The 21,374-nt window shown below is 41.2% G+C and carries 23 protein-coding genes; 14 read left to right on the top strand and 9 right to left on the bottom strand.

The annotated features are described in order from the left end of the window. The first annotated feature begins 74 nt into the window (after positions 1-74). The gene (gene dsbB, locus L650_RS0113380; protein WP_029773433.1) at positions 75-593 is read left to right on the top strand and encodes a disulfide bond formation protein DsbB; all 519 of its coding nucleotides are present in this window, start codon (positions 75-77) and stop codon (positions 591-593) included. Position 594: 1 nt separating this feature from the next. Continuing rightward, positions 595-897 (top strand): DUF6170 family protein, encoded by a 303-nt coding sequence (locus L650_RS0113375; protein WP_004587377.1) that lies wholly within the window; start codon positions 595-597, stop codon positions 895-897. An 11-nt stretch (positions 898-908) separates the two neighbouring features. Here the strand turns inward: L650_RS0113375 and L650_RS0113370 are convergent, their stop codons facing one another. Continuing rightward, positions 909-1,205, bottom strand: coding sequence for a ComEA family DNA-binding protein (locus L650_RS0113370; protein WP_004587378.1), 297 nt, complete (start codon positions 1,203-1,205; stop codon positions 909-911). Between the two features lie 345 nt (positions 1,206-1,550). Between L650_RS0113370 and L650_RS0113365 the strand changes: the two genes are divergently transcribed. The 3 genes from L650_RS0113365 to L650_RS0113350 all read left to right on the top strand — a co-directional run bounded on the left by L650_RS0113365 (position 1,551) and on the right by L650_RS0113350 (position 3,648). Next, positions 1,551-1,865, top strand: a complete 315-nt coding sequence (locus L650_RS0113365; RefSeq protein ID WP_029773432.1) for a YebG family protein — start codon at positions 1,551-1,553, stop codon at positions 1,863-1,865. A 138-nt stretch (positions 1,866-2,003) separates the two neighbouring features. Further along, positions 2,004-3,167 (top strand): M23 family metallopeptidase, encoded by a 1,164-nt coding sequence (locus tag L650_RS0113355; protein ID WP_029773431.1) that lies wholly within the window; start codon positions 2,004-2,006, stop codon positions 3,165-3,167. Then, on the top strand, positions 3,157-3,648 hold the full coding sequence (locus L650_RS0113350; protein WP_004587381.1) for a polymer-forming cytoskeletal protein: 492 nt from the start codon (positions 3,157-3,159) through the stop codon (positions 3,646-3,648). The genes L650_RS0113355 and L650_RS0113350 overlap by 11 nt, the downstream gene beginning before the upstream one ends. Before the next feature lie 7 nt (positions 3,649-3,655). On the opposite strand, the gene L650_RS0113345 is transcribed toward L650_RS0113350, so the two are convergent. Further along, on the bottom strand, positions 3,656-4,129 hold the full coding sequence (locus L650_RS0113345; protein ID WP_029773430.1) for a hotdog fold domain-containing protein: 474 nt from the start codon (positions 4,127-4,129) through the stop codon (positions 3,656-3,658). A 183-nt stretch (positions 4,130-4,312) separates the two neighbouring features. Here L650_RS0113345 and L650_RS0113340 point away from each other — a divergent pair, with 183 nt between their 5' ends. Genes L650_RS0113340 through L650_RS0113330 form a run of 3 tightly spaced genes read left to right on the top strand, consistent with a single transcriptional unit; the run spans position 4,313 to position 6,669 of the window. Beyond that, on the top strand, positions 4,313-5,506 hold the full coding sequence (locus L650_RS0113340; protein WP_029773429.1) for a multidrug effflux MFS transporter: 1,194 nt from the start codon (positions 4,313-4,315) through the stop codon (positions 5,504-5,506). Then, a complete protein-coding gene (locus tag L650_RS0113335; protein WP_029773428.1) occupies positions 5,503-6,144 on the top strand; it encodes a LysE family translocator in 642 nt (213 codons plus the stop codon). Before L650_RS0113340 ends, L650_RS0113335 begins: the two co-directional genes overlap by 4 nt. Before the next feature lie 60 nt (positions 6,145-6,204). Beyond that, positions 6,205-6,669 carry a methylglyoxal synthase gene (locus L650_RS0113330; RefSeq protein ID WP_004587385.1) on the top strand — a complete coding sequence of 155 codons (465 nt, stop codon included), beginning with the start codon at positions 6,205-6,207 and terminating at the stop codon, positions 6,667-6,669. Positions 6,670-6,679: 10 nt separating this feature from the next. On the opposite strand, the gene yegD is transcribed toward L650_RS0113330, so the two are convergent. The 6 genes from yegD to L650_RS0113300 form a co-directional block, all read right to left on the bottom strand. Next, positions 6,680-8,044 carry a molecular chaperone gene (gene yegD, locus L650_RS0113325; RefSeq protein WP_029773427.1) on the bottom strand — a complete coding sequence of 455 codons (1,365 nt, stop codon included), beginning with the start codon at positions 8,042-8,044 and terminating at the stop codon, positions 6,680-6,682. Between the two features lie 61 nt (positions 8,045-8,105). Further along, positions 8,106-8,948: a DNA ligase gene (locus tag L650_RS0113320; RefSeq protein WP_029773426.1), complete on the bottom strand. Its 843-nt coding sequence runs from the start codon at positions 8,946-8,948 to the stop codon at positions 8,106-8,108. Positions 8,949-8,981: 33 nt separating this feature from the next. After that, positions 8,982-9,638, bottom strand: coding sequence for an HAD family hydrolase (locus tag L650_RS0113315; protein ID WP_029773425.1), 657 nt, complete (start codon positions 9,636-9,638; stop codon positions 8,982-8,984). Positions 9,639-9,691: 53 nt separating this feature from the next. Continuing rightward, positions 9,692-9,991 (bottom strand): hypothetical protein, encoded by a 300-nt coding sequence (locus tag L650_RS0113310; RefSeq protein ID WP_004587389.1) that lies wholly within the window; start codon positions 9,989-9,991, stop codon positions 9,692-9,694. A 106-nt stretch (positions 9,992-10,097) separates the two neighbouring features. Further along, on the bottom strand, positions 10,098-12,362 hold the full coding sequence (locus L650_RS0113305; RefSeq protein ID WP_004587390.1) for a TonB-dependent receptor: 2,265 nt from the start codon (positions 12,360-12,362) through the stop codon (positions 10,098-10,100). 410 nt (positions 12,363-12,772) lie between these two features. Continuing rightward, on the bottom strand, positions 12,773-13,636 hold the full coding sequence (locus tag L650_RS0113300) for a mechanosensitive ion channel family protein (RefSeq protein WP_024034237.1): 864 nt from the start codon (positions 13,634-13,636) through the stop codon (positions 12,773-12,775). Between the two features lie 197 nt (positions 13,637-13,833). Here L650_RS0113300 and L650_RS0113295 point away from each other — a divergent pair, with 197 nt between their 5' ends. The 5 genes from L650_RS0113295 to L650_RS0113270 all read left to right on the top strand — a co-directional run bounded on the left by L650_RS0113295 (position 13,834) and on the right by L650_RS0113270 (position 19,554). After that, positions 13,834-14,040, top strand: a complete 207-nt coding sequence (locus L650_RS0113295) for a hypothetical protein (RefSeq protein WP_004587392.1) — start codon at positions 13,834-13,836, stop codon at positions 14,038-14,040. A gap of 212 nt (positions 14,041-14,252) precedes the next feature. Then, positions 14,253-16,388: a M3 family metallopeptidase gene (locus L650_RS0113290; protein ID WP_029773424.1), complete on the top strand. Its 2,136-nt coding sequence runs from the start codon at positions 14,253-14,255 to the stop codon at positions 16,386-16,388. A gap of 103 nt (positions 16,389-16,491) precedes the next feature. Next, a complete protein-coding gene (locus tag L650_RS0113280; RefSeq protein WP_029773423.1) occupies positions 16,492-17,355 on the top strand; it encodes a carboxylate/amino acid/amine transporter in 864 nt (287 codons plus the stop codon). Positions 17,356-17,410: 55 nt separating this feature from the next. Then, positions 17,411-18,742 (top strand): glycerophosphodiester phosphodiesterase family protein, encoded by a 1,332-nt coding sequence (locus L650_RS0113275; RefSeq protein WP_029773422.1) that lies wholly within the window; start codon positions 17,411-17,413, stop codon positions 18,740-18,742. 77 nt (positions 18,743-18,819) lie between these two features. Further along, positions 18,820-19,554: a dienelactone hydrolase family protein gene (locus L650_RS0113270; RefSeq protein WP_029773421.1), complete on the top strand. Its 735-nt coding sequence runs from the start codon at positions 18,820-18,822 to the stop codon at positions 19,552-19,554. Positions 19,555-19,566: 12 nt separating this feature from the next. On the opposite strand, the gene L650_RS0113265 is transcribed toward L650_RS0113270, so the two are convergent. Beyond that, positions 19,567-20,490, bottom strand: a complete 924-nt coding sequence (locus tag L650_RS0113265; protein WP_029773420.1) for a LysR family transcriptional regulator — start codon at positions 20,488-20,490, stop codon at positions 19,567-19,569. Positions 20,491-20,654: 164 nt separating this feature from the next. Here L650_RS0113265 and L650_RS0113260 point away from each other — a divergent pair, with 164 nt between their 5' ends. Further along, positions 20,655-21,338, top strand: a complete 684-nt coding sequence (locus tag L650_RS0113260) for a type 1 glutamine amidotransferase domain-containing protein (RefSeq protein ID WP_029773419.1) — start codon at positions 20,655-20,657, stop codon at positions 21,336-21,338. The last annotated feature ends 36 nt before the right edge of the window (positions 21,339-21,374 follow it).

The raw sequence follows: 21,374 nt of genomic DNA, 5'->3' as shown, positions 1-21,374 counted from the left end.
TTTTTTACCCTTTTTGTTGCTCGTTACTTTATCCTAGTACATAATTCAACGTCTTATTTCAATGCGGATTTTTTATGAACTGGCTAGCACAACTCCCTACTCAACGAACTCCATGGCTACTATTTACAGGCATTGTATTTTTATTAGAAGTCACCGCACTGTTTTTTCAATACCAGATGGGCCTTGCTCCATGCATTATGTGTATTTACCAGCGAACTGCGGTATTAGGCTTATTAGGGGCAGGCATTATTGGCGCAACTAAACCACAAAGTAAATTAGTACGCGCTATCGCTTATTTAGTGTGGGGTGTATCAAGTGTGTGGGGTTACTTTATTGCACGTGAGCACATTGAAATGCAAACAACCACCGATCCCTTTGCATTTAGCTGTGAGTTTGAGCCAAACTTTCCTTCATTTATGCCATTGCATGAATGGATCCCAAGCTTTTTTCAAGCCACAGGGGATTGCGGTAATATCGATTGGCAATTTGCGGGATTAAGTATGCCAGCATGGATGGAAATACTATTTGCGTTAATTACTATCACGCTTTTTGTAATTGTTACCACTCGCTTACTTACTAAAAAGACTATTTAATATGTTTACGTTTTTTACCAGTCAGCTGCCTGAACTAAAGCACCTTAAAGTGAGGCAGCGACAAGCCGTTGTTGCTATTGCGCTAAGTATGCTACCTGCTACCGATAGAGTGTTATTAAGAATAGTAAAGCTGATATTGCTCAGCCCATTGTTTTTATTATTTACTGTTTTTAAAGGGTGGGAACTCATTCCCTTTTTAATTTTAGGTGGCCTGTGTTACCCGCTTTTAACAACCCCGATTGAAATAAACTTTGCTAAAAAATATTTAGCCAAAGCACTTGAGCAGTATTCACAGGGCGCTTAGCGCCCTGCCTATTATAAAGACACTTTTCCTTCTAGTTTAGCTACAAGCTTTTTACCTATTCCTTTTACGTTAGCTAAATCGCTCAGCTGGGCAAATTCGCCATTTTCAACCCTGTAATCAACAATAGCCTGCGCTTTTTTCTTACCAATTCCAGGCAACTTGGCCAGCATTTCTGAGTCGGCACTATTAATATTAATAACTGGCGCTTGCGGCATTTCAACCATAGGCTTATCTTCAACAGGGTTAGCGTGGGTAAACGCGCTAAAGCTTAAAAAGCTAATAATAAGTAGCGTTAATAGATTTTTCATTTGTTATTCCTTATTTTTGTTTATACCAAAGCGTTATAGTTAAACGGCTAATTTGGCTTTAAACATGTGCTTAATTTTTATTTGAGGAAATAATGTTAAATAAGGAGCAACGCGCATCACTTATATTATTTCCAGTGCATAATCACCTAAATCCGAAAACCTAAAATGCAGCTGGTACAACAAGTGATTGCTTAACTAAAGTAAAGTTACGCTTTTTTGTCAAATTGATGACAAGCTAAAAATGTACCGAATGCTTGCAATTTTACACACAAACATTTACTGTATATAAAAACAGTGACCTACGGGTCAGTAACCACATTACCACGCAATCAAGCAGGAGAGATCATGGCTGTTGTTGTTAAATATGTTGTAGAACGAAACGGAGTTGAGCGAATGACGTTTACTACTAAAAAAGAAGCGGATGCCTATGACAAAATGCTCGATATAGCAGAATCGCTTGAAGTAATGCTGGAAAAAGTAGATGTGCCACTGAGCGAGCAACAGGTTGAATCGCTTGCGCTTGAAATTGCAAAGAGTAAAGATGACTTTATGGCGGTGTTAAAAGGCGCAAAAGAGCCCACAACAAAAAGTACAGCTAAAGCTAAAAAAGCCGACAACGTAACATCAATAAAAGATAACGACGAGCAACAAGCTAGCTAATTTGCGACTATTTTAAATAAAGGGCTGCTACTAAATAGCAGCCCTTTTTTATTAATTTTTGAACAGTTACAAATTTTCTCTGGCTTTTTAGACTGAAATTGATACATTAATCCGGTTAATAGCGAGTGTTTATGTGCCATGTCAGTATTTATTAAGTCTTTTTACCAAAAATTTTTCCCAGCCCGTCAGTTGCTTATTCGTCAAAATGGCGAAGTTAAGCATGTTGTTTTGGCGCCTTGGTTTCAGCTTTTTACAGTACTGCTTATTTTAGGCACTATTACTTGGGTCGGTATTTCTAGTTTTCGTGTTTATAGCCAAACAAATAAAATTACCGACATAGAACAAAGCCAAATTGACAAACAACAAGCGTGGCAAAAACAGGTCCAAGAACAAAAAGCACTGCACGCTAAGCAATTAGAACAACTTGCTGTACTAGAGCAAAAGCAAGCACTTTTGCAAGGTATGATTGAATCCCTCCCCGCATCTATTAGTAAAGAGACAATAAAACTAGAAGAACAACTTGAGTCGCCTGTTAATCAAGACAAAGGCGAGTTTCATGAACCACTTGTAGATGAAGAGCCGAAAGACAAACATGCCAGCCTTCTAACGCCAATCACTTTTGCCGCACGTTACGAGCGCTTAAATAAATACTACGAGCATAATTTTGCGCTTATTGATGCGCAAATTAATAAACGCCATGATGCAATTTTAGCGATGTTAAAAGGCGCAGGCTTAGAATCAGCCCTTGAACAACATTTAGCACTGGGCGCACAAACCAGTGCGCAAGGTGGCCCGTTAGATGTATTTGACGAAACTAAAATACCAGGGCAGTTTTTAGCCATTGTTGATAAGCTATTATTACTTAACAACCTTGAAAACTTTTTAACAGAGCTGCCTAACTCACTGCCCTTGCCTGCGGCTAAATACTATATTTCGAGCAACTTTGGGTTACGTAAAGATCCGATGAACAACCGCCGCGCTTTTCACAAAGGTGTTGATTTAGCCGGCTGGCATAAAACCGAAATTTTTGCCCCTGCTGATGCACGTGTATTGCGCGCTGGTAAAAATGGCGGCTATGGTAACTTTATCGAGCTAGAGCACAAAAATGGCTTGGTCACCCGTTTTGGCCACTTAAATAAAATTAAAGTGAAAAAAGGCCAAACAATTGCTAAAAATGAGGTAATTGGATTAATGGGCAGTACTGGCAGAAGTACCAGCACCCACTTACACTATGAAGTGTTACTCGATGGCAAACATGTCAATCCTCTAAAAATAACAAAGGCGCTTTCTCGTGTTCGGTAAAAAAAAGCAACCAAGTAGTCAAACTACGTTAAAAAGAGTAAATCATACCCCTTCTATTATTTCTGAAGATGTGCGCTTAACTGGCACACTTACCAGCCAAGGCGAAGTGCAGCTAGATGGCCGAATTGATGGCGATATAAAGGCAGAGCACCTGGTAATTGGCTCTACCGGCATTGTTGAAGGTGTGGTTGAAGCTAAAAGTGTCATTGTAAAAGGCAAAATTATTGGCTCACTAAACGCAAGTGAAGTGAATATTCAAAGCAGCGCTCACGTACATGGCGATGTTTTTCACGATACACTAAGTATTGATGCTGGAGCCATTATTGAAGGCAGCTTAAAACAGCGCTTTGAAAAAGAAGAACCGGAACTTATTAGCGAAGATTTAAAGCCGGCTAAAGAAGTAAAAACTTTGCTTGATGATGCTGATAGCGACTTGTCATTTGTTAATAAGCAAGCCGCTGATAAAGCCAAATCTAATTAAGCGCTCATTACTTTTTTTCGGTTATGTACATCGTAATATCTGCAGTGAACACCAGTTCATTGCGGGTATTGTAAAGCTTAACTGGCACCACTAAATCTTCTTTATCTACCCATTGGCGAGGCAAGTCGATTTCTGCAATAGCAGTTACATCGGTATCAACCTTTGCTAAATAGTGTACCGTCATTCCTTTTGGGATCCAGCGATGCGTTTTATAAGGCACGGTGGCATCTACCATTACACCAGCGCACAGCTCAGCTAAGTTACATTGTGCAATAGCATGAATAGTCCCAATATGGTTATGCACACTACGGCGGTTTTTTACGACAGCGCTACAGTGCCCTTCTCTTAAATCGAGCACGTAAGGTTTCATTGAGCCAAAATACGGGGCTTTTATGCATACCGCTTTGCTAAACAGCCAATTGCCAAAAGGTAAGCGTTTAAATTTAAGCCAGGTTTTTAAAAGGGCTGATTTATTACTCATTGTTATTTCCCATTTTGTGTTTATAAATTCAAATTAACACATCAGACCAGTTAAAAAAAGCGCAATTCACTGTGCTGTTAATCCTAATGTCATGAAATATTTATCACAATAAAGCGTGGCTCACTCATAAGCCCTTTCTTTTTTATATGCGGGCACCTAAAATAGCCAGCAAAAGGAGACCTAATGCAAACACAGCCCGCTAAACCTAACTTAATTTTATTACTCATCTTAGCGTTACTCGTAATATTTTGCCCTATGGCAATTGATATTTATCTTCCCGCTTTTCCAACTATTGCCATGCAATTTAACGTAACCGAACAACAGGTTCAGCAAACAGTGGCTATTTTTATGCTTACTGTGGGTTTAGGGCAATTAATTGCAGGGCCGCTTGCTGATAAGTTTGGCCGAAAGCCGGTAGCGGTTGTAGGTGTTAGCTTGTATGCAGGCTCTGCCTTGCTTGCCTACATGGCGCCCTCTTTTGCTGTATTAATGTTTGCACGCGCTCTGCAAGGGTTAGGCGCATGTGCTACGTTTGTTGTTGCTTTTGCTATTGTACGTGATAAATACGGCAGCGAACGTAGCGGGCAAATGATTACCTATTTAAATGGAATAGTGTGTTTTATTCCTGCGCTTGCGCCTATTTTAGGTGCTTGGCTTACCGTGCAATTTGGCTGGCGCATGAACTTTATGTTTTTAACCTTATTTGCGTTAGCGGGCCTAGTCATTACGCTCACCTTATTTAGAGAAACCCGCCCTGCTGATAGTCACTACCAAGGGCATATATTGGACTTACGCCGCTTTGTGCCAATATTAAAAACACCGATATTTTTATTTAATAGCTTACTGTGTATGGTCGCCATGTCGGCAATTCTTGTGTATGTCACCTTGGCACCTGGGTGGATAATTACGCACTTAGGGGGCACTGTTGCCGACTTTACTTTTTGGTTTACGCTCAATGCCGTATTAAGTATTGTAGCCAGCTTTATTACGCCCATTTATATTAAACGTAATAGCCAAAAAGCCCTGCGCGTTGGGGTTACAGTATTGGTGTCATCTGGCATATTAATGATTGCACTTAGCCATATAGAATCGGCCATTGCGCTTATGCTACCTATTTTAATTGCAGCACTTGGCTTTGCCCTGAGCTTAGGCTCTGCGGCCGGTATGGCGTTATCGCGCTTTCCAAAACAAGCCGGTACAGCCTCTGCTTTAATTGGTGCTATGCAAATGAGTGGCGCTAGTGTGCTTGTGTTTTTAACGCAATATTTAGGCCTTAGCACACCTTGGCTAATTGCTTTTCATTTATTGTTACTGGCACCACTTTGGCTAATTTTAATGAGTAAAAAAGCCCATACATTGCACCCGGTTAATACATGATCAACCCTGATTTTTTAGCATCATTTTTACTGGCGAGCTTTTTAATGGCGGTGGCCCCTGGGCCATCAAACGCATTTTTAATGGCGCAAACATTTGCCAATGGCAGAGCGGCAGGTATGCAAAGCGCATTTGGCTTTGCTTTAGGTGGAGTAATACACACATTTTTTGCTGTTATTGGATTAAGCGCGGTATTAAAAGCCTCGCCCACCGCTTATAGCGCAGTACAGTACTTAGGCGCGGCGTATTTGTGCTATTTAGGGTTTGTGATGATTAGAAGCACTTTTTCGCAGCCAAAGACCGTGGATTGCGCTAGTGATGATAAGCCTCATGTAAGCACCAGTAAAAAGCCAAACGTCATGTTTCAGGCCATGATGACCGAGGTATTAAACCCTAAAGTAGCGTTATTTTTTATTGCTTTTATCCCGCAGTTTGTAGACCCAAGCTTATCATCGGCAACGTTTCAATTAGCATTTTTTGGCCTGCTCTACCCTATTTTTGCTTTCCCAATTGACTGTACGTATATTTACTTTGGCGACAAAATAGCGCAATTTTTCAAAAAATACCCACATAGCCAACTTTGGATAGACCGAGTGACCGGCATGGTATTTATTGCACTGGCCATTAATTTATTATACTAATTACACTAAATTGGTATTACTTAACCAAAGCCTTGGTTACTCAACAAAATAAGATGCAGCATGGAACAAAAAAAACAATCGCTACCCGCTAATAAAAATATTGCCTTAGTTGCGCATGATGGTAAAAAAGCCGCGCTGAAATTATGGTGCGAAAAACACAAAGAAGCCTTAAGCAGACACACCTTATACGGTACTGGCACCACAGGCCATTTAATCGAAAAAACCACCGGGCTAGAGGTTATTCAGCTATTAAGTGGTCCTATGGGGGGCGATCAACAGCTAGGAGCTAAAATTGCCGAGCACGAAATTCATGTACTGGTGTTTTTTTGGGATCCGTTGGCATCGCAACCACACGACCCTGATGTTAAAGCACTACTGCGTTTAGCTGCTGTTTGGAATATTCCCGTGGCCTGTAATGAAGTCAGCGCCGACATGTTATTAAGCTCGCCCTTAATGGACACTGAGCTTGAACGTACTTTGCCAGATTACGAAAAATACCTCGCAACCCGACAAATCAGTCTTTAAATCCTTTAAGCTACTTATAAAGCATGCTGGCCCATTTTGTTAGGCCAGCCGTTACACTTCCAAAGTGATCGCCATTTAGCATTTTAATATCACCTAAATGCTCACTTAACGCGGCTTTAATAAGTGGTGACTGCGCACTCCCCCCTGTTAAATAAATAACGTCTGGGGTGGTTCCTGCATCGGTAATTGCTTGTTTTGCTAACGTTACTATTTGGCTAATGCTACTTTCTACTGCAACCGCTAAATCGCTAACCGATAGGTTTTTACTAAGGTCATTATCTAAAAAGCGAAGATCGCAATCAAAAGCATCTGCCGATGAAAGCGCTATTTTAGCCGCCTCACCTTGCTGTACTAACTGATGGCCCTGTTTATTTTGCTGTAGATGAATTAAGCGTTTGAAAAGCGCAGGTGCACTGACATCGCGTAATTGGGCAGTGAGTTCTCGATAGTGGCTTTCACTATAAAACTGACTTTGTAAATTTACATCATTAATTTTACAGGCTTGCCAAAAAGGTTGGTTTGGTAAAGGTAGGCCCGATTTAAAGGTACTGCCTAAACCAAGCAATGGCATTAAACCATGAAAACTAAGCGCTATATCTAAGTCATTCCCGCCAACTCGCTTACCGCTGTGGGCTAAAAAGTCATTATCGCGCTCACTGTTACCTCTAAAACTTGGCCCCATTTGTACAAACGAGCAATCGCTGGTACCACCACCAATATCAATAACCAGCACTTTTTGGTCTTCCACTAAACTACTTTCGTAATCAATCCCTGCTGCAAGCGGTTCGTATAAAAACTCCACATCTTTAAAGCCCGCACGCTTAGCTGCGCGCTCTAAAATACCTACAGCTTGCTGATTTGACTGCTCACCGCCAACGGCCTGAAAGTTAACTGGACGACCAATAACCGTTTGCGTAAGTGGGGTTTTAAGTGAAAGCTCTGCGCGTTGCTTTATTTTTAAAATCATTGCGGTAGCAATATCTTCAAAAAAATTGATTTGCCCTTGCTTTAAGCCTGTGGCACCAAAAAACGATTTAGGTGATTTTACAAAGTAGCCTTCTTCAGGAAACTGCACATATTCACTAATGGCTTCACGGCCAATAAAAAGCGTTTCATCTGTAGGTTGTAAATCAAGATCTGACTTAATACGCGGGAGTGTATTTAATAAAGCTTGGCGCTTCGTTAAAAAGTCATGCTCGTGGGCTGTGCCTTTTACATGCTTTGCCACAAAGTCGACAACTAATGCGCTGTGGTGTGTATAAAGAGTAGAAGGTAAATAATGTTTTCCTTGCTCAAGTGGCACTAACTGTACTTCCTCTTGCTCCATAACACCCATAGCACAATTAGAACTACCGTAATCAAAACCTACAAACATACTTCACCATACATTAGAAAAAGGCCGCGCAATTTAGCATACTTTGCCAAAATTATAAACGCTAATGACCCTCCCTCACCCTTAAAAAGCTCGCAAAACGTGGTAAGCCATGCTTTGTTAACCCGTGGTACCGATACGTTACCGTGCTGCCTATAGCCGGAGGTGTTTGGCGCTGTTTATTACTAAAGCCCGTGCCTATTTTAAATATTTGCCCATGAGGTGTTTTTACTTTTAATGCACCTAACATACCGGTGTATTTTCCTTTACCCGGTAAATGTGCAATCACAACCGCTTCAGCATCAAGATAGGGCTTTAACTTTAATAATGTATTACTGCGCCCGCTTTTATGTTTAGCATTGGCTAAATGCAGCATCACCCCTTCAGCCCCTTGCTTAGTTAAATCTTCAAAGTACGCTGTTAATTGGGCTGTGCTAGTAAAGCGGTGTTGCTTAACTGCAGTTATATGCTGCTTATTGATTTGTTTTACCAAGGCTTGGTAGTTTTTATAACGCGCACTAAAAGGAAGGGTTGAGTCTGGCATATCAAATATTTGATAGCGTATAGCGTGCCAATCTGAATTACTGGGGCGTTTAGTTCTTACAATCCCACTGACCAAAGAAAATTGAGTGCGCGCTATCCACAGCTCCCCATCTAACCAAACATTTGGTAATGGCGCCGTAAACCAATTCGGAGCGTTAATCGCATTTCCTTTACGGGTAATAAATTTATCGCCCGTCCATATTGCTCTTACACCATCAAATTTTTCACTGACGAGGTATTCACTAATATTGCCATGTTTAGATTCATCATACACTTTTGCCAATAACACCTGAGGCTGCGCCGCAAAAACAAGCGATGAGCCAATAAAGATGACAATGAAAAGTAAGTACTTTAGCTGAGCCATTACTGCATCCCTGCAAATAAAATAAGGCTATAACTATAGTTGAGATTCGACCCACTGCCAAAACTCACCTAGGTCAGCCATTTTGTACGTCGCCTTACTAAAGTCATGGTCAATTGTATGATGATTTGCAATCGCAACGACTCTAACCTGTGCATTAGTTGCAGCACAAACGCCCGTAAAGGTGTCTTCAACAGCAATTGCATGCTCTGGGGCTACATGTATGTGTTCAAGCGCTAAAAGATAAGGATCGCCTGCTGGCTTTGGATTTGTTACATCGTCTTTTGTCACTACAGTATCAAATAACTCATAAAAACCTAGCCCTTTTAAAATAGGCATAGCTTCGCTACGAGCACTGCCGGTAACTAACGCCATTTTTAGCCCACTGTTTTTAACAGCGTGTAAGGTTTGCTTAGTAAAAGGCATAACAGGCGGTAAATTAGTTTTTACGTATTCACCAAATAATCGATATTTTTCATCTGCTAAAAACTGTGCACTGACGGCTAAATTATGCTCATTTTTAATATCAATTGCTGCTTCTAACGTTGGGCGCCCTGAAAAGCGCTGACAAAACTCCACTTCGTTATAACTTACATTGTAGGGTGCAAGCAGCTGGCTCCAGCACTCAAAGTGCATGCTTTCAGAGTCAACTAGCGTGCCATCCATATCAAACAATACTGCGTTTAAGCTCATCCTCATTCCTTAAATTTTGACGTTAAAAAAGGCGCCTAGGCGCCTTTATAATATTATGCTGTTAAGCCAGCAGGTGGCTCAGCAAATGCTTCCTCACCGGTTTCAACATCAACCAGCTCGTAGCCTCGGGCTTTGCGCACAACCTTAAGTACTGGTTTTTCTAGCGCCGTTTTTAAACGATCGGCATCAGCTGCTAACTCATCTAGCGTTGTACCAAAAGGTGCTGCGCCTGTTTCTGACCAATTAGTTACTTTGCCATTTAAGTTATATTCTACTTCGTGTATTTGGTATTGCGCTGCTTCATCTTTCGTTGCTTCACAAAAAATTACACGGTAGTTCCAAAATCCAGCCATTTTTCTATCTCATCAAAGTTAATTAACGCTACTTTACCAGCTTTATAAAAACATAAAAGCCTGCACGAGGCAGGCTTTTAAAAATTAATAAAATTTAAGGTTATCTTTAGAAGAAGTTAACTTTAAATTCAGCACCAATGTAGCGCTCTTCATTAACAATACCCGTATTGTTATTGAAGTCTACCGCACCAATTGCTTGTTGCTCATCAAATAAGTTACGAACAAATGCAGATACTTGGTACTCGTAGTCACCTTCAGCCCACTCGTAGCCTGCACGTAAACCTACTTCTGTTAATGCTTTACCTTCAAATTCTACTGAATCGTATAGGAACATGTTAATTTCGCTACGGTAAGAAATATCACCTAATGCGAAGAAATTACCATCTTCAAGTTCTTTCGTATAACGAAGGGTAAAGTTAGAGATCCACTCTGGCGCATGCGGTAAGCTGTTGCCATCTAGCACGGCTAAACCAGCATCGTTGATAGGGTCATTAACTGTACATTGAAAACAAGTAGCTACAGCTAACTCATCATCTTTAATTTCAGTTTTGTTGTAGCTTAAGTTAAATGTTGCATTAAACTCATCGCTTAATACCCACTCTGTATCTAGCTCAAAACCGTAGCCTGTTGTTTTATCAGCGTTAACTAAGCGGTTAAAGTTAGCACCACCACCTACAGCAGTAAGCTGTTGGTCGTCCATTGTGTAGTAAAATACCGTTGCATTTACACGGCCTTGGCCATCAAGAACGTCTGATTTAATACCGGTTTCGAACGAAGTAACGGTTTCTGATTCAGCCGTTGTTACGTCATCACCAAATAAAATACGACCTTGTAAGCTAGGCGCGCGGAACGTGTTTGCTACACGGCTGTACCAGTTTACATCGTCATTAACTTTGTAGTTTGCAGATAAATCCCAGCTTACGTGGCTGTCACTTACACTGCGTTCTACGTATAAAGCACCACCGCCAATTGGGCTAATAGTACGGTCTGCAACAAAATCTTTTTCGTCATCAGAGTAACGAAGACCCGCAGTTACTTTTAATTTATCTGAGAAAATGTAATCTACTGAGCCGAAAATAGCCCATGCAGTTGTATCTTGTTGTTGCTGAACATAACCGTTTAAAGCGCCAGCAGGTGAAGAGAACGTATCGTAACTAAAGTTTTCGATTGTAAGCTCTTCATCAAAGTAAAAAAGACCAACTTGGTAGTTTAAGTCACCACTGAAGTTACTAGCAAGGCGAAGCTCTTGCGTTAACTGATCTTGCTCTGGAATGCCATCCGCACTTTCTGAAGAAAACGGAATTAAACCTGGGCCCATGTAATCAGGAATGTATTCAGCACCGTAACCACCATCAATGTCGGCACGTGAGTATATTTCTGCACTTTCCCAACCTGAAATAGAGGTTAGCGTGTATTCATCGCTAATATCCCACTCAAGCTTTAAGCTTGCGCCTTCAGATTCAACTTGCTGGGTATTGCGTACAGCGGCATCTTGATAAACAACATCATGCTCGTAGTTGTCTACTAAATCGTTTGAGCCTGATTCAATAACGTTTGCACGAAACGCAATTGGTGAGCCGTCTAAGTCACGCGTGTGGTAGTTTAGAAGAGCCGTAAAGTCATCGCCTTCGTATAAAAACTGAATACGCGCTGCTTTTTCTGTGTAGCCGCCTTGCTCGTCTTTCGCTTCAAAGCCAGGCGCTTGGTTGTCGATGTAATCATCTTTATCTTGCCATAGCAAAGAAACACGTGCAGATAAACGGTCAGTTAATGCACCACCTACAGCGCCCTCAGTATCTACAGCGCCACGGCTACCGTAAGAAACAGCACCGTAACCTTCAAATTCTTGGCTTGGTTTAACAGTATCAAATTTAACTAGGCCAGCCGGCGTATTACGGCCAAACAAAGTACCTTGTGGACCACGTAGTACTTCTACACGCTCAACATCAAATACTGGAAAGCCTTTTAAAATGGCATTTTCTTGAACCACTTCATCAACAACTAATGAAACAGGTTGTGAAGCATTAAGATCGAAATCGGTATTACCCAAACCACGAACATAAAAACGAGGGAAAGAACGTCCAAACGATGATTCGATTGAAAGACTTGGGATTTTCGCACTCATAAAGCGAATATCCATACCAGCAGAACTATAAGCATCAAGGTTATCACCTTGTAATGCAGATACAGCAACAGGCACTTCTTGTGCATTTTCTACACGTTTACGAGCAGTAACTTGAATAACTTCTAATTGGTTATTTTTTTTTGCAGTTTCTTCTTCAGCAGCAAGAGTAGAAACAGAGGTACCAGCTGCAGATAATAAAGCAGCATTAATTATGGTCGCTATTGCAGTTTTTTTGATTGCTTTCATGTCGGGTATAAACCTTTTGTATGCACTCTTGTTCAACGGTTTTTTGTGTTGCGCAATGTATTCATTGCGGGCTCGTACAATTTTTCGCGTCTAGCTTTATGGCGCGCGGACCTCATCACCGAGAGTACAAAAACGGAGTAATGAGGCTGAACGAACGATGAAGATTATACCATCGTATTACAAATTTACTGCATAAATATGTACAAAAAAGTAAACTTTTTTGCAACATTTAACCTCATTTTATAGCTTTTTTACCCGCTTTTAGATGCAAAAGACTAATAATGCGGACATATGTCCTTTCTTTCAAAAGCCGCTTTAAAGTAGCAAACTGCGTATTTTTACAAATAAACCCAAACTAGAAACGCGCAGTTAAAACCCGTTAATGCTTGCTAAATTTTTAAAGGCTAAATTCATTGAGTACGCTTTAACGCAATTTCTCCATCAATGTGAATATCGCGCTGTGGAAACGCAATCACCACATCATGTTTTTCAAAAACAGCATAGATACTAAAACGGATATCACTACGTACTTTTCTGAGCATGGTTTCTGACTCTGCACAAACCCAAAAAATTGCATTAAATACCAGTGAGCTATCAGCAAAGTCGTCAAATAAAACAGAGGCTTTTGGATTTGTTAGTATCGCATCATGATCATCAAGCACTTGTTGAATTAACGTTTTAACTAACAATACATCGCTGCCATAAGCAACACCTACGCTAACCGAGGAGCGGGCATTACCGTCTATTAAGGTCCAGTTAGTCACTGTGTTTTCTAATAGTTGCGAATTAGGGATTAACATATGCACACCATCGTTACGGCGAATGCGGGTAGAGCGCGTATTAATAGTTTCTACTACGCCCTTTGCATTACCTACTTCTAAAAAGTCCCCAATACGAATTGGCCGCTCCCACATTAAAATCCAGCCACTAATAAAGTTATTAATAATGTTTTGCGCACCAAATCCAACCCCAATGGCTATGGCCCCTGATACAAATGCAAAGGCCGTAAGCGGAATACTTAAAACCTCTAACGAGGTGAAAATTAATATTGCGATACTCAAAATAAAATAAATACGCGTAAATAGATGAACCGCGTCTTGGCTGATTTTTTTGGCCAGCAGTGTTTTTTTAATAAGTTTGCCAATGCGCGTTACTACAAACCACATAGCAAATAAAATTAAAGGAACTTGTATAACCTTAGCCACAGTGATGTGTACGTCGTTATAGGTAAAAATAACCAAGCTGAGATAATGTTGAATGTGTTCGAGCGTCATGTATTTTCCAAAGTATTATTTATTGTTTGTTATTTGTTCAGTAAAAATGAGTGTGGTTCAGTCTTCGCTAAGCTTAGCACGGCATAATAGTGTTAAAACGCTAAGTTAATAGGTTTAACGTTTTTGTTTAAACAATTTATTAACTCTTTATTGCACCGAGTGCTATATAAATAGTGTACAAGCACTGGAGATTACATATGTCACAACTTACTCTAAATCAAAGACTCGCTACTTTGCAGCCGCAGGTAGATTTAAATTTGTTTGAAAGCAGCCTAGATTACCGCAATAAAATTTTGTGCCTTCTTGCTGAGCAAGAACAAACACTTGCTACTATTAATAAAGAATTTGGCCAGCAATCTAATAGCTTTGGTTCTGAAAAACGCTTTGTTCTTGGCTATAACTAGCCTTTAAAAAACACACACAATACAATATTTAAGTAGCCTTACGTTTATTTTTAAGGCTACTTTTACCTCCAAATCGCATTTTTAGTAGCTAATTTGCGTTTAAATCCCGCTTAATACCGATAAACTTTATTGTATAAACGCCAAAATTTGATAAGTTAACTGGGTTTTCGACTCGAAAAGCCTATTTCGGCTCATCTTTTTATGGAGTTATTATGCGTAAAACACTGATCGCCACTACTATTGCTAGTGCCCTAATCCTATCTGCTTGTTCATCTAACGAAACTCAGAACACAGCTAAAGAGAGCGCAGCACAAGTGCAAGATATGAACGCAAACAATGTATTATTCAAACCAAGCCCATTACAATATATGGCACCAGAGTTTGATAAGTTTGGTACAAAAGACTACGAAGCAGGCTTTGATGCAGGTATTGCTCAGCACACTGCGCAAGTTCAAGCTATTGCAAACAACCCAGAACCAGCAACATTTGAAAACACACTTGTTGAGATGGAAAAGTCTGGTGAGTTGTTAAACCGCGTATCTGCTGCTTTTTACAACCTATCGGGTTTAATTTCAGATGACGAATACCAACGTATAAGCAAAAAAATGGCGCCGGAATTATCTGCTCACTCTGATGACATTTACCTAAATGGTGCGTTATTTAAGCGTGTACAAACTATTTACGACAATAAAGATGCGCTTAACGCTGAAGATCAACGCTTAGTTGATTTCTACTACAAGCAATTTGTAAAAGCCGGTGCTAAGTTAAGCGATGCTGAAAAAGCAAAAATGCGTGAAATAAACGCTCAGCTTGCAGAGCTATCTACTGCGTTCTCTCAAAACATTTTAAAATCGTTTAAAGAAGACGTTATTGTTGTTACAGACAAATCTAAACTTGCTGGCCTATCTGAAGGTGAAATTGCAGGCCTTGCAGCCGCAGCTAAAAAAGCAGGCAAAGACGGCTACATGATCACCTTGGTTAATACCACTCAGCAGCCTATCTTATCAAGCCTTGAAAACCGTGAACTACGCGAGCAAATTTTTAAAGCCTCTACAAACCGTGCTGCTAAAACTAACGGCCCTATCATTATTGAAGAAACGAACCTGCGTGCACAAAAAGCAGAGCTGTTAGGCTTTAAAGATTGGGCATCGTATGTAATGACTTCGCGTATGGCACAAACAACCGACAACGTGTACGGCATTTTAGATGACCTTGCACCAAAAGCTGTTGAAAAAGCCAAAGCAGAAGCGGCCGCTATCCAAAAAGTAATTAACGATTCTGGCGAAAGCTTTGAGCTTAAGCCATGGGACTGGGCGTTTTACGCAGAAAAAGTACGTGCTGAAAAGTACGACCTAGATCCTGCGCTAGTTAAGCCTTACTTTGAAATGAACTCTGTGATCCATGATGGGTTATTCTTCGCAATGAACAAGCTTTACGGTATCACCTTTAAAGAGCGTAAAGACTTACCTGTTTACCACGAAGATGTAACAGCGTACGAAGTATTTAACGCAGATGGCAGCGCTATTGGTTTATTTTACATGGACCCATACGCACGCGAAGGTAAGCGTGGCGGTGCATGGATGAGTGCATACGTAAGCCAAAGCGGCTTAAAAGGCACTAAACCGGTTATTTACAATGCACAAAACATTCCAAAACCAGCTGAAGGTGAGCCTACGCTAATGACCTTCGACGAAGTATCGACTATGTTCCATGAATTTGGTCATGCTGCGCACGGTTTATTCTCAAATGTTAAATACCCAAGCCTAGCGGGTACTGCTACAGCACGTGACTTTGTTGAATTTCCTTCACAGGCACATGAAGACTGGATGATTGAACCTACGGTACTTGCTAACTACGCTAAGCATTACAAAACAGGTGAGCCAATTCCACAAGCATTACTTGATAAAGTACTAGCATCGCAAAAATTCAACCAAGGCTTTGGTACTACTGAATACTTAGCAGCTGCTTTACTTGATATGGAATGGCACTCATTTGGTTCTGATAAAAAAATCAGTGATGTTCAAAAGTTTGAAAGCGATGCGCTAAAAGCACACGGTATTGATTACTACCCAGTGCCACCGCGTTATAAATCAAACTACTTTAGCCATACTTTTGCCGGTGGTTACTCAGCAGGTTACTACGCCTACCTATGGACTGAAGTATTTGCAGCCGATGCGTTTGCACATATGGAAAATAACGGTGGCCTAACCCGTGAAAACGGTGACAAGTTCCGTGAAGAAATCCTATCAAAAGGTAACAGCCGCGACTTAATGCAAAGCTACATTGAGTTTAGAGGCCAAAAACCAACAACAGACGCACTTCTTAAGCGCCGTGGTTTAGTTGATTAATAACCTCGTTTATTAATTTTAACCTTATAAAAGCCCGCTTGCGGGCTTTTATTGTTTATAACAGATAAACTAACCACACTATAAATTATAAAAAACGACAATTATGGGCTATTTATTTGCAGTTACCCTACTTTGGGCTTTTTCATTTAGTTTAATTGGTGTGTACTTAGCAGGCCAAGTTGATGCGTGGTTTAGCGTATTAATACGAGTTGCATTAGCCACGTTGGTTTTTTTACCCTTTTTAAAACCTAAACTTACCTCAAAACCACTCGCACTTAAGCTGATGCTGATAGGCGCTGTGCAACTAGGTGTTATGTACAGCTTTTACTACCACTCCTTTTTATTTTTAAGCGTACCCGAAGTGTTGCTCTTTACCGTTATGACGCCGCTTTATATAACGCTTTTAAACGATGCATTTAATAAGCATTTTAACCCTCGCTTTTTTGCGGTTGCGCTTATTGCCGTACTGGGCGCGGTAACTATTCGCTGGGAAAGCCTCAATAGTCATTTCATCATCGGTTTATTACTGGTTCAGGGTGCCAATATTAGTTTTGCCACCGGACAAGTAACTTATAAACGTTTAATGGCCACTAATCAGTTGGATGACAAAACCGTATTTGGTTGGTTTTTTATTGGCGCCTTAGTGGTGGCGAGTGCTTGCTACGCTTTATTTGGCAATACAAGCAAATTGCCGAGTACACCTACCCAGTGGGGTATTTTAATATATTTAGGTATTGTTGCCTCGGGCCTTGGTTACTTTTTATGGAACAAAGGAGCAACAAAAGTAAATGTGGGAGCATTAGCCGTTATGAACAACGTGCTTATTCCTGCCGGTATTATTGTTAACGTGCTTATATGGAATAAAAATGCCGACATTATGCGCTTAAGTATGGGGGGTGCAATCATGTTAGCAGCACTGGTAATTAATCAAATAGGGACAAATAAACAGAACGTCACATCCTTGTAGCTAATTTGTCATTGAATGCGATTAGGGTTGAATAAAATAACGTTAAGGAACAAACATGAAACATCTCACCCTAATAACAAGCTCAGTAATACTTGCACTACTGAGCGGCTGCGACGACGATGTCGAAATTGTAGAAAAAGACGTAGTCGTTACCAATACCACCGTTGAGGTTGTTGAAGTACCGACGCCTGTAATTGTTGAAGTTGCAAAAGGCGAGGCGCCTGATATTCAATTAGGTACTCGTCCCGACTACCTTATTAACGATATGGCACAGAGCGATTTAAAAACAAAATTAGAATCGTGTACGGATGGGCCATTTTACCGTACAGATTTTTCTATTGGTCATCGTGGTGCGCCAATGCAATACCCTGAGCATACCAAGGAGTCTTATATAGCTGCGGCGCGTATGGGCGCAGGTATTGTCGAGTGCGATGTAACCTTTACCAGCGACAAAGAGCTCGTGTGTCGCCACTCTCAGTGCGATTTGCACACCACCACCAATATATTAGCCATTCCTGAACTTGCCGCTAAATGCAGTGTGCCTTTTACTCCAGCTAACGCGGCCAGTGGCACGCCTGCCACCGCTAAATGCTGCACAAGTGATATCAGCCTGAGCGAATTTTTAACGCTTGAAGGTAAAATGGATGGCGCCAACACCCAAGCCACTACTGTTGGTGAATATATGCAGGGCACGCCCAGCTGGCGCACCGATTTATACGCCACAAGTGGAACATTAGTAACTCATAAACAAAGTATTGAGTTATTTAAAAGCTTGGGTGTAAAAATGACCCCAGAGCTAAAATCTCCGCAAGTGAGCATGCCTTTTGAGGGAATGACACAACAGCAATACGCGCAAAAAATGCTTGATGAGTACACGCAATTGGACGTACCAAGCAGTGATGTGTACCCGCAATCGTTTAATCTCGATGATGTGAAATATTGGATAAATAACAACCCCGACTTTGCAAATCAAAGCGTATATTTAGATGGCCGTGACAGCGAAGCGGGCTTTGATCCAAGTAACCCTGCAACATGGCAACCAAGTATGGAAGAGCTAGTAGCCGATGGCGTTAAAATATTAGCGCCCCCTATTTGGATGATGCTCACCATAGACAACGAAAGTAATATTGTCCCCTCACAATACGCCATTGACGCAAAAGCTGCAGGGCTTGAACTGATAGCATGGAGCCTTGAGCGCTCGGGGCCTCTTAACGAGGGCGGTGGCTACTACTATCAATCAATCGCCGATGTTATCGATAACGATGGCGACATGATGACGGTGGTTGATGTACTCGCGCAGGATGTTGGGGTTATGGGTATATTTTCGGATTGGCCCGCGACCGTAAGCTACTACGCAAGTTGTAATAAAATGCCTGCAAGCATTTAAAAAACCAGTATCAGTGGTCGTTTATTTTTTTGCGCTCAGTTACCATAACCTTATTAATTATTTAACTGAGCGCTTTTATGATAATCCAACACCATAATACCGACCTACCCACCCCAACAGGCTTAATGCGTACTACCGTTTACCGCCCACAAGCAGCTGGCCAATATCCAAGTATTATTTTTTACTCTGAAATTTTTCAGCAAACCGCACCTATTGCGCGCAGCGCTGCTATTTTAGCAAGCCATGGTTTTGTTGTGTTAGTGCCTGAGGTATTTCATGAGCTAAACCCGATTGGTACTGTACTTGCGTACGATGACGCGGGTAAAGATAAAGGCAATGCCGATAAATGGCAAAAGCCACTTGAGCACCACGACAGCGACACACAAGCACTCATCGACTTTGTACAAAGCCAAGATTACTGCACTGGCACAGTAGGCGCCATGGGTGTGTGCATTGGTGGGCATTTAGCTTACAGAGCCGCATTAAACCCACACATAAAAGCCGCATTTTGTTTATACGCCACCGATATTCATAGTGATACCTTAACGGCTAATGCAGGTAACAATTCGTTTGAACGCATGGCTGATATTCAAGGTGAAATACACTTTATTTGGGGTAAGCAAGACCCGCATGTACCGCAACAAGGCCGAAGTAAAATTTACCAGCAATGTGTAGCCACGGGTATTAACTATCACTGGCAAGAAGTAAACGCACAGCATGCGTTTATGCGTGATGAGGGCGAGCGTTACGATGCCGCGCTTGCAATTACTATGTACCAGCAAGCGGTTGCATTATTTAATCGTACTTTGTAATTAAGTGCGGTTTTACGTGCTTTTTAGCATGCCCAGTGCAGTATGTTGTTTAACAAAATATGCTTTTAAATAATCAATAAACAACCTGAGCTTTTTGGAGCCTGCCGCCCCAGGTGGAAACACGCCATAAAGCTCAATATCTTTTGTTTTATAATCATCTAGAATTATTTCTAACAGCCCTGCTTGCACTTTAGGCCACGCATCATACAACGGAATGCGCCCAAGCCCGTGTCCGGCCTCTACAAACGCGGTACGCGCCGCGGCATTATTGGTGCTAATACCGCCTTGAAGTATTACATCGTATTTTTTGCCCTCTTTGCTAAGGGTTAATGTTTTACTGCTAAGCTGGTACACCACCCATTTATGCAAGGCTAATTCAGCTGGCGTTTTAGGTTTGCCAAAGTGTTCAAAATACTCAGCTGAGCCACAAATACAGGTACTCATGGTTGTTAGTTTAGTGGCTTGTAAGTTTGAGTCACTTAAAGCGACCCCACGGATAGCAATATCAAAGCCGTTTTTTATTATATCAACCACATCATCGGTTAGTTGCAGGTCTATTTCAATTTTGGGGTATTGGCGTTTAAACGTATTAATTGCAGACACAATTAGTTGCATGCCTACATTAACAGGGCAGCTAATTTTTAATACTCCTTGTGGCTCACTTTTAATGTTTTCTATTTGCTGATTAGCTGCGTTTGCTTGCTCTGTGATCACTCTACAGCGCTCATAATACGCAATGCCCGCCTCAGTTAGCGCCATAGTGCGGGTTGAGCGATTTAGTAGCGTAACTTCTAATTGCGTTTCTAATTTTTTAAGGTGATAACTTACCACCGCACGCGTTAACCCCAACTGCTTTGCAGCCGCGGTTAAACTGCCCTGCTCGACAATTTGCGCAAATACCACCATGCTTTTAAGTTGCTCAAACGACACTTTCATCACAAACCCACCAATGATTATTCAACCCAATAATTGTATCAATAATTAAATCAATAAAGTTAAATTTATCATCGTTGTTTAAATCCTTTTAAGTGCATATAGTTATTACAGCACCTTGGTTAACACCAAGCTTTAATTTACTCACTAATCGAAGGAATATTGTTATGGCTAAAAAAATACTTATGGTACTTACCTCACATTCAGAGCTTGGCAACACAGGCGAAAAAACAGGTTTTTGGGTAGAAGAATTTGCAGCACCTTACTACGCATTTGTTGATGCTGGTGCAGAGGTAACACTTGCATCCCCTGCGGGTGGCCAACCGCCGATTGACCCAACCAGCACGCTTTCAGACTTTGAAACCGATGCAACAAAGCGCTATGACAACGACAGCGCAGCACAAACACTTATGGCAAACACCAAAAAGTTAAGTGAAGTAAACGCCAGCGACTTTGACGCAGTATTTTACCCAGGCGGCCACGGCCCACTATGGGATTTAGTAGATAACAGCGATTCAATCTCACTTATTGAAAAGTTTGTAAAAGAGCAAAAGCCAGTAGCGGCTGTTTGCCACGCAAGTGCCGCTTTTTTAAATGTTAAAGATGCACAGGGCAATGCGCTGGTAGCTGGTAAAAAAGTAACAGGCTTTACTAACTCAGAAGAAGCCGCCGTGCAATTAACAGACGTAGTGCCATTTTTAGTTGAAGATGAACTCATTAAAAAAGGCGGCGATTATCAAAAAACCGACGACTGGGGCGTATTAGCGCTCGAAGATGGTTTAGTGATTACAGGCCAAAACCCAGCAAGTTCAGAGCTTGCTGCGAAAAAACTATTAACTAAACTAGGTTAAAATAACCCCTGTGCGCGGCGTATAACGCCGCGCTTA

The organism is Pseudoalteromonas sp. TB51, from assembly GCF_000498055.1.
GTDB classification, from domain to species: Bacteria; Pseudomonadota; Gammaproteobacteria; order Enterobacterales; family Alteromonadaceae; genus Pseudoalteromonas; species Pseudoalteromonas atlantica.
The sequence above is the reverse complement of the archived record's forward strand: the minus strand, read 5'-3'. Positions and strand labels throughout refer to the sequence as shown.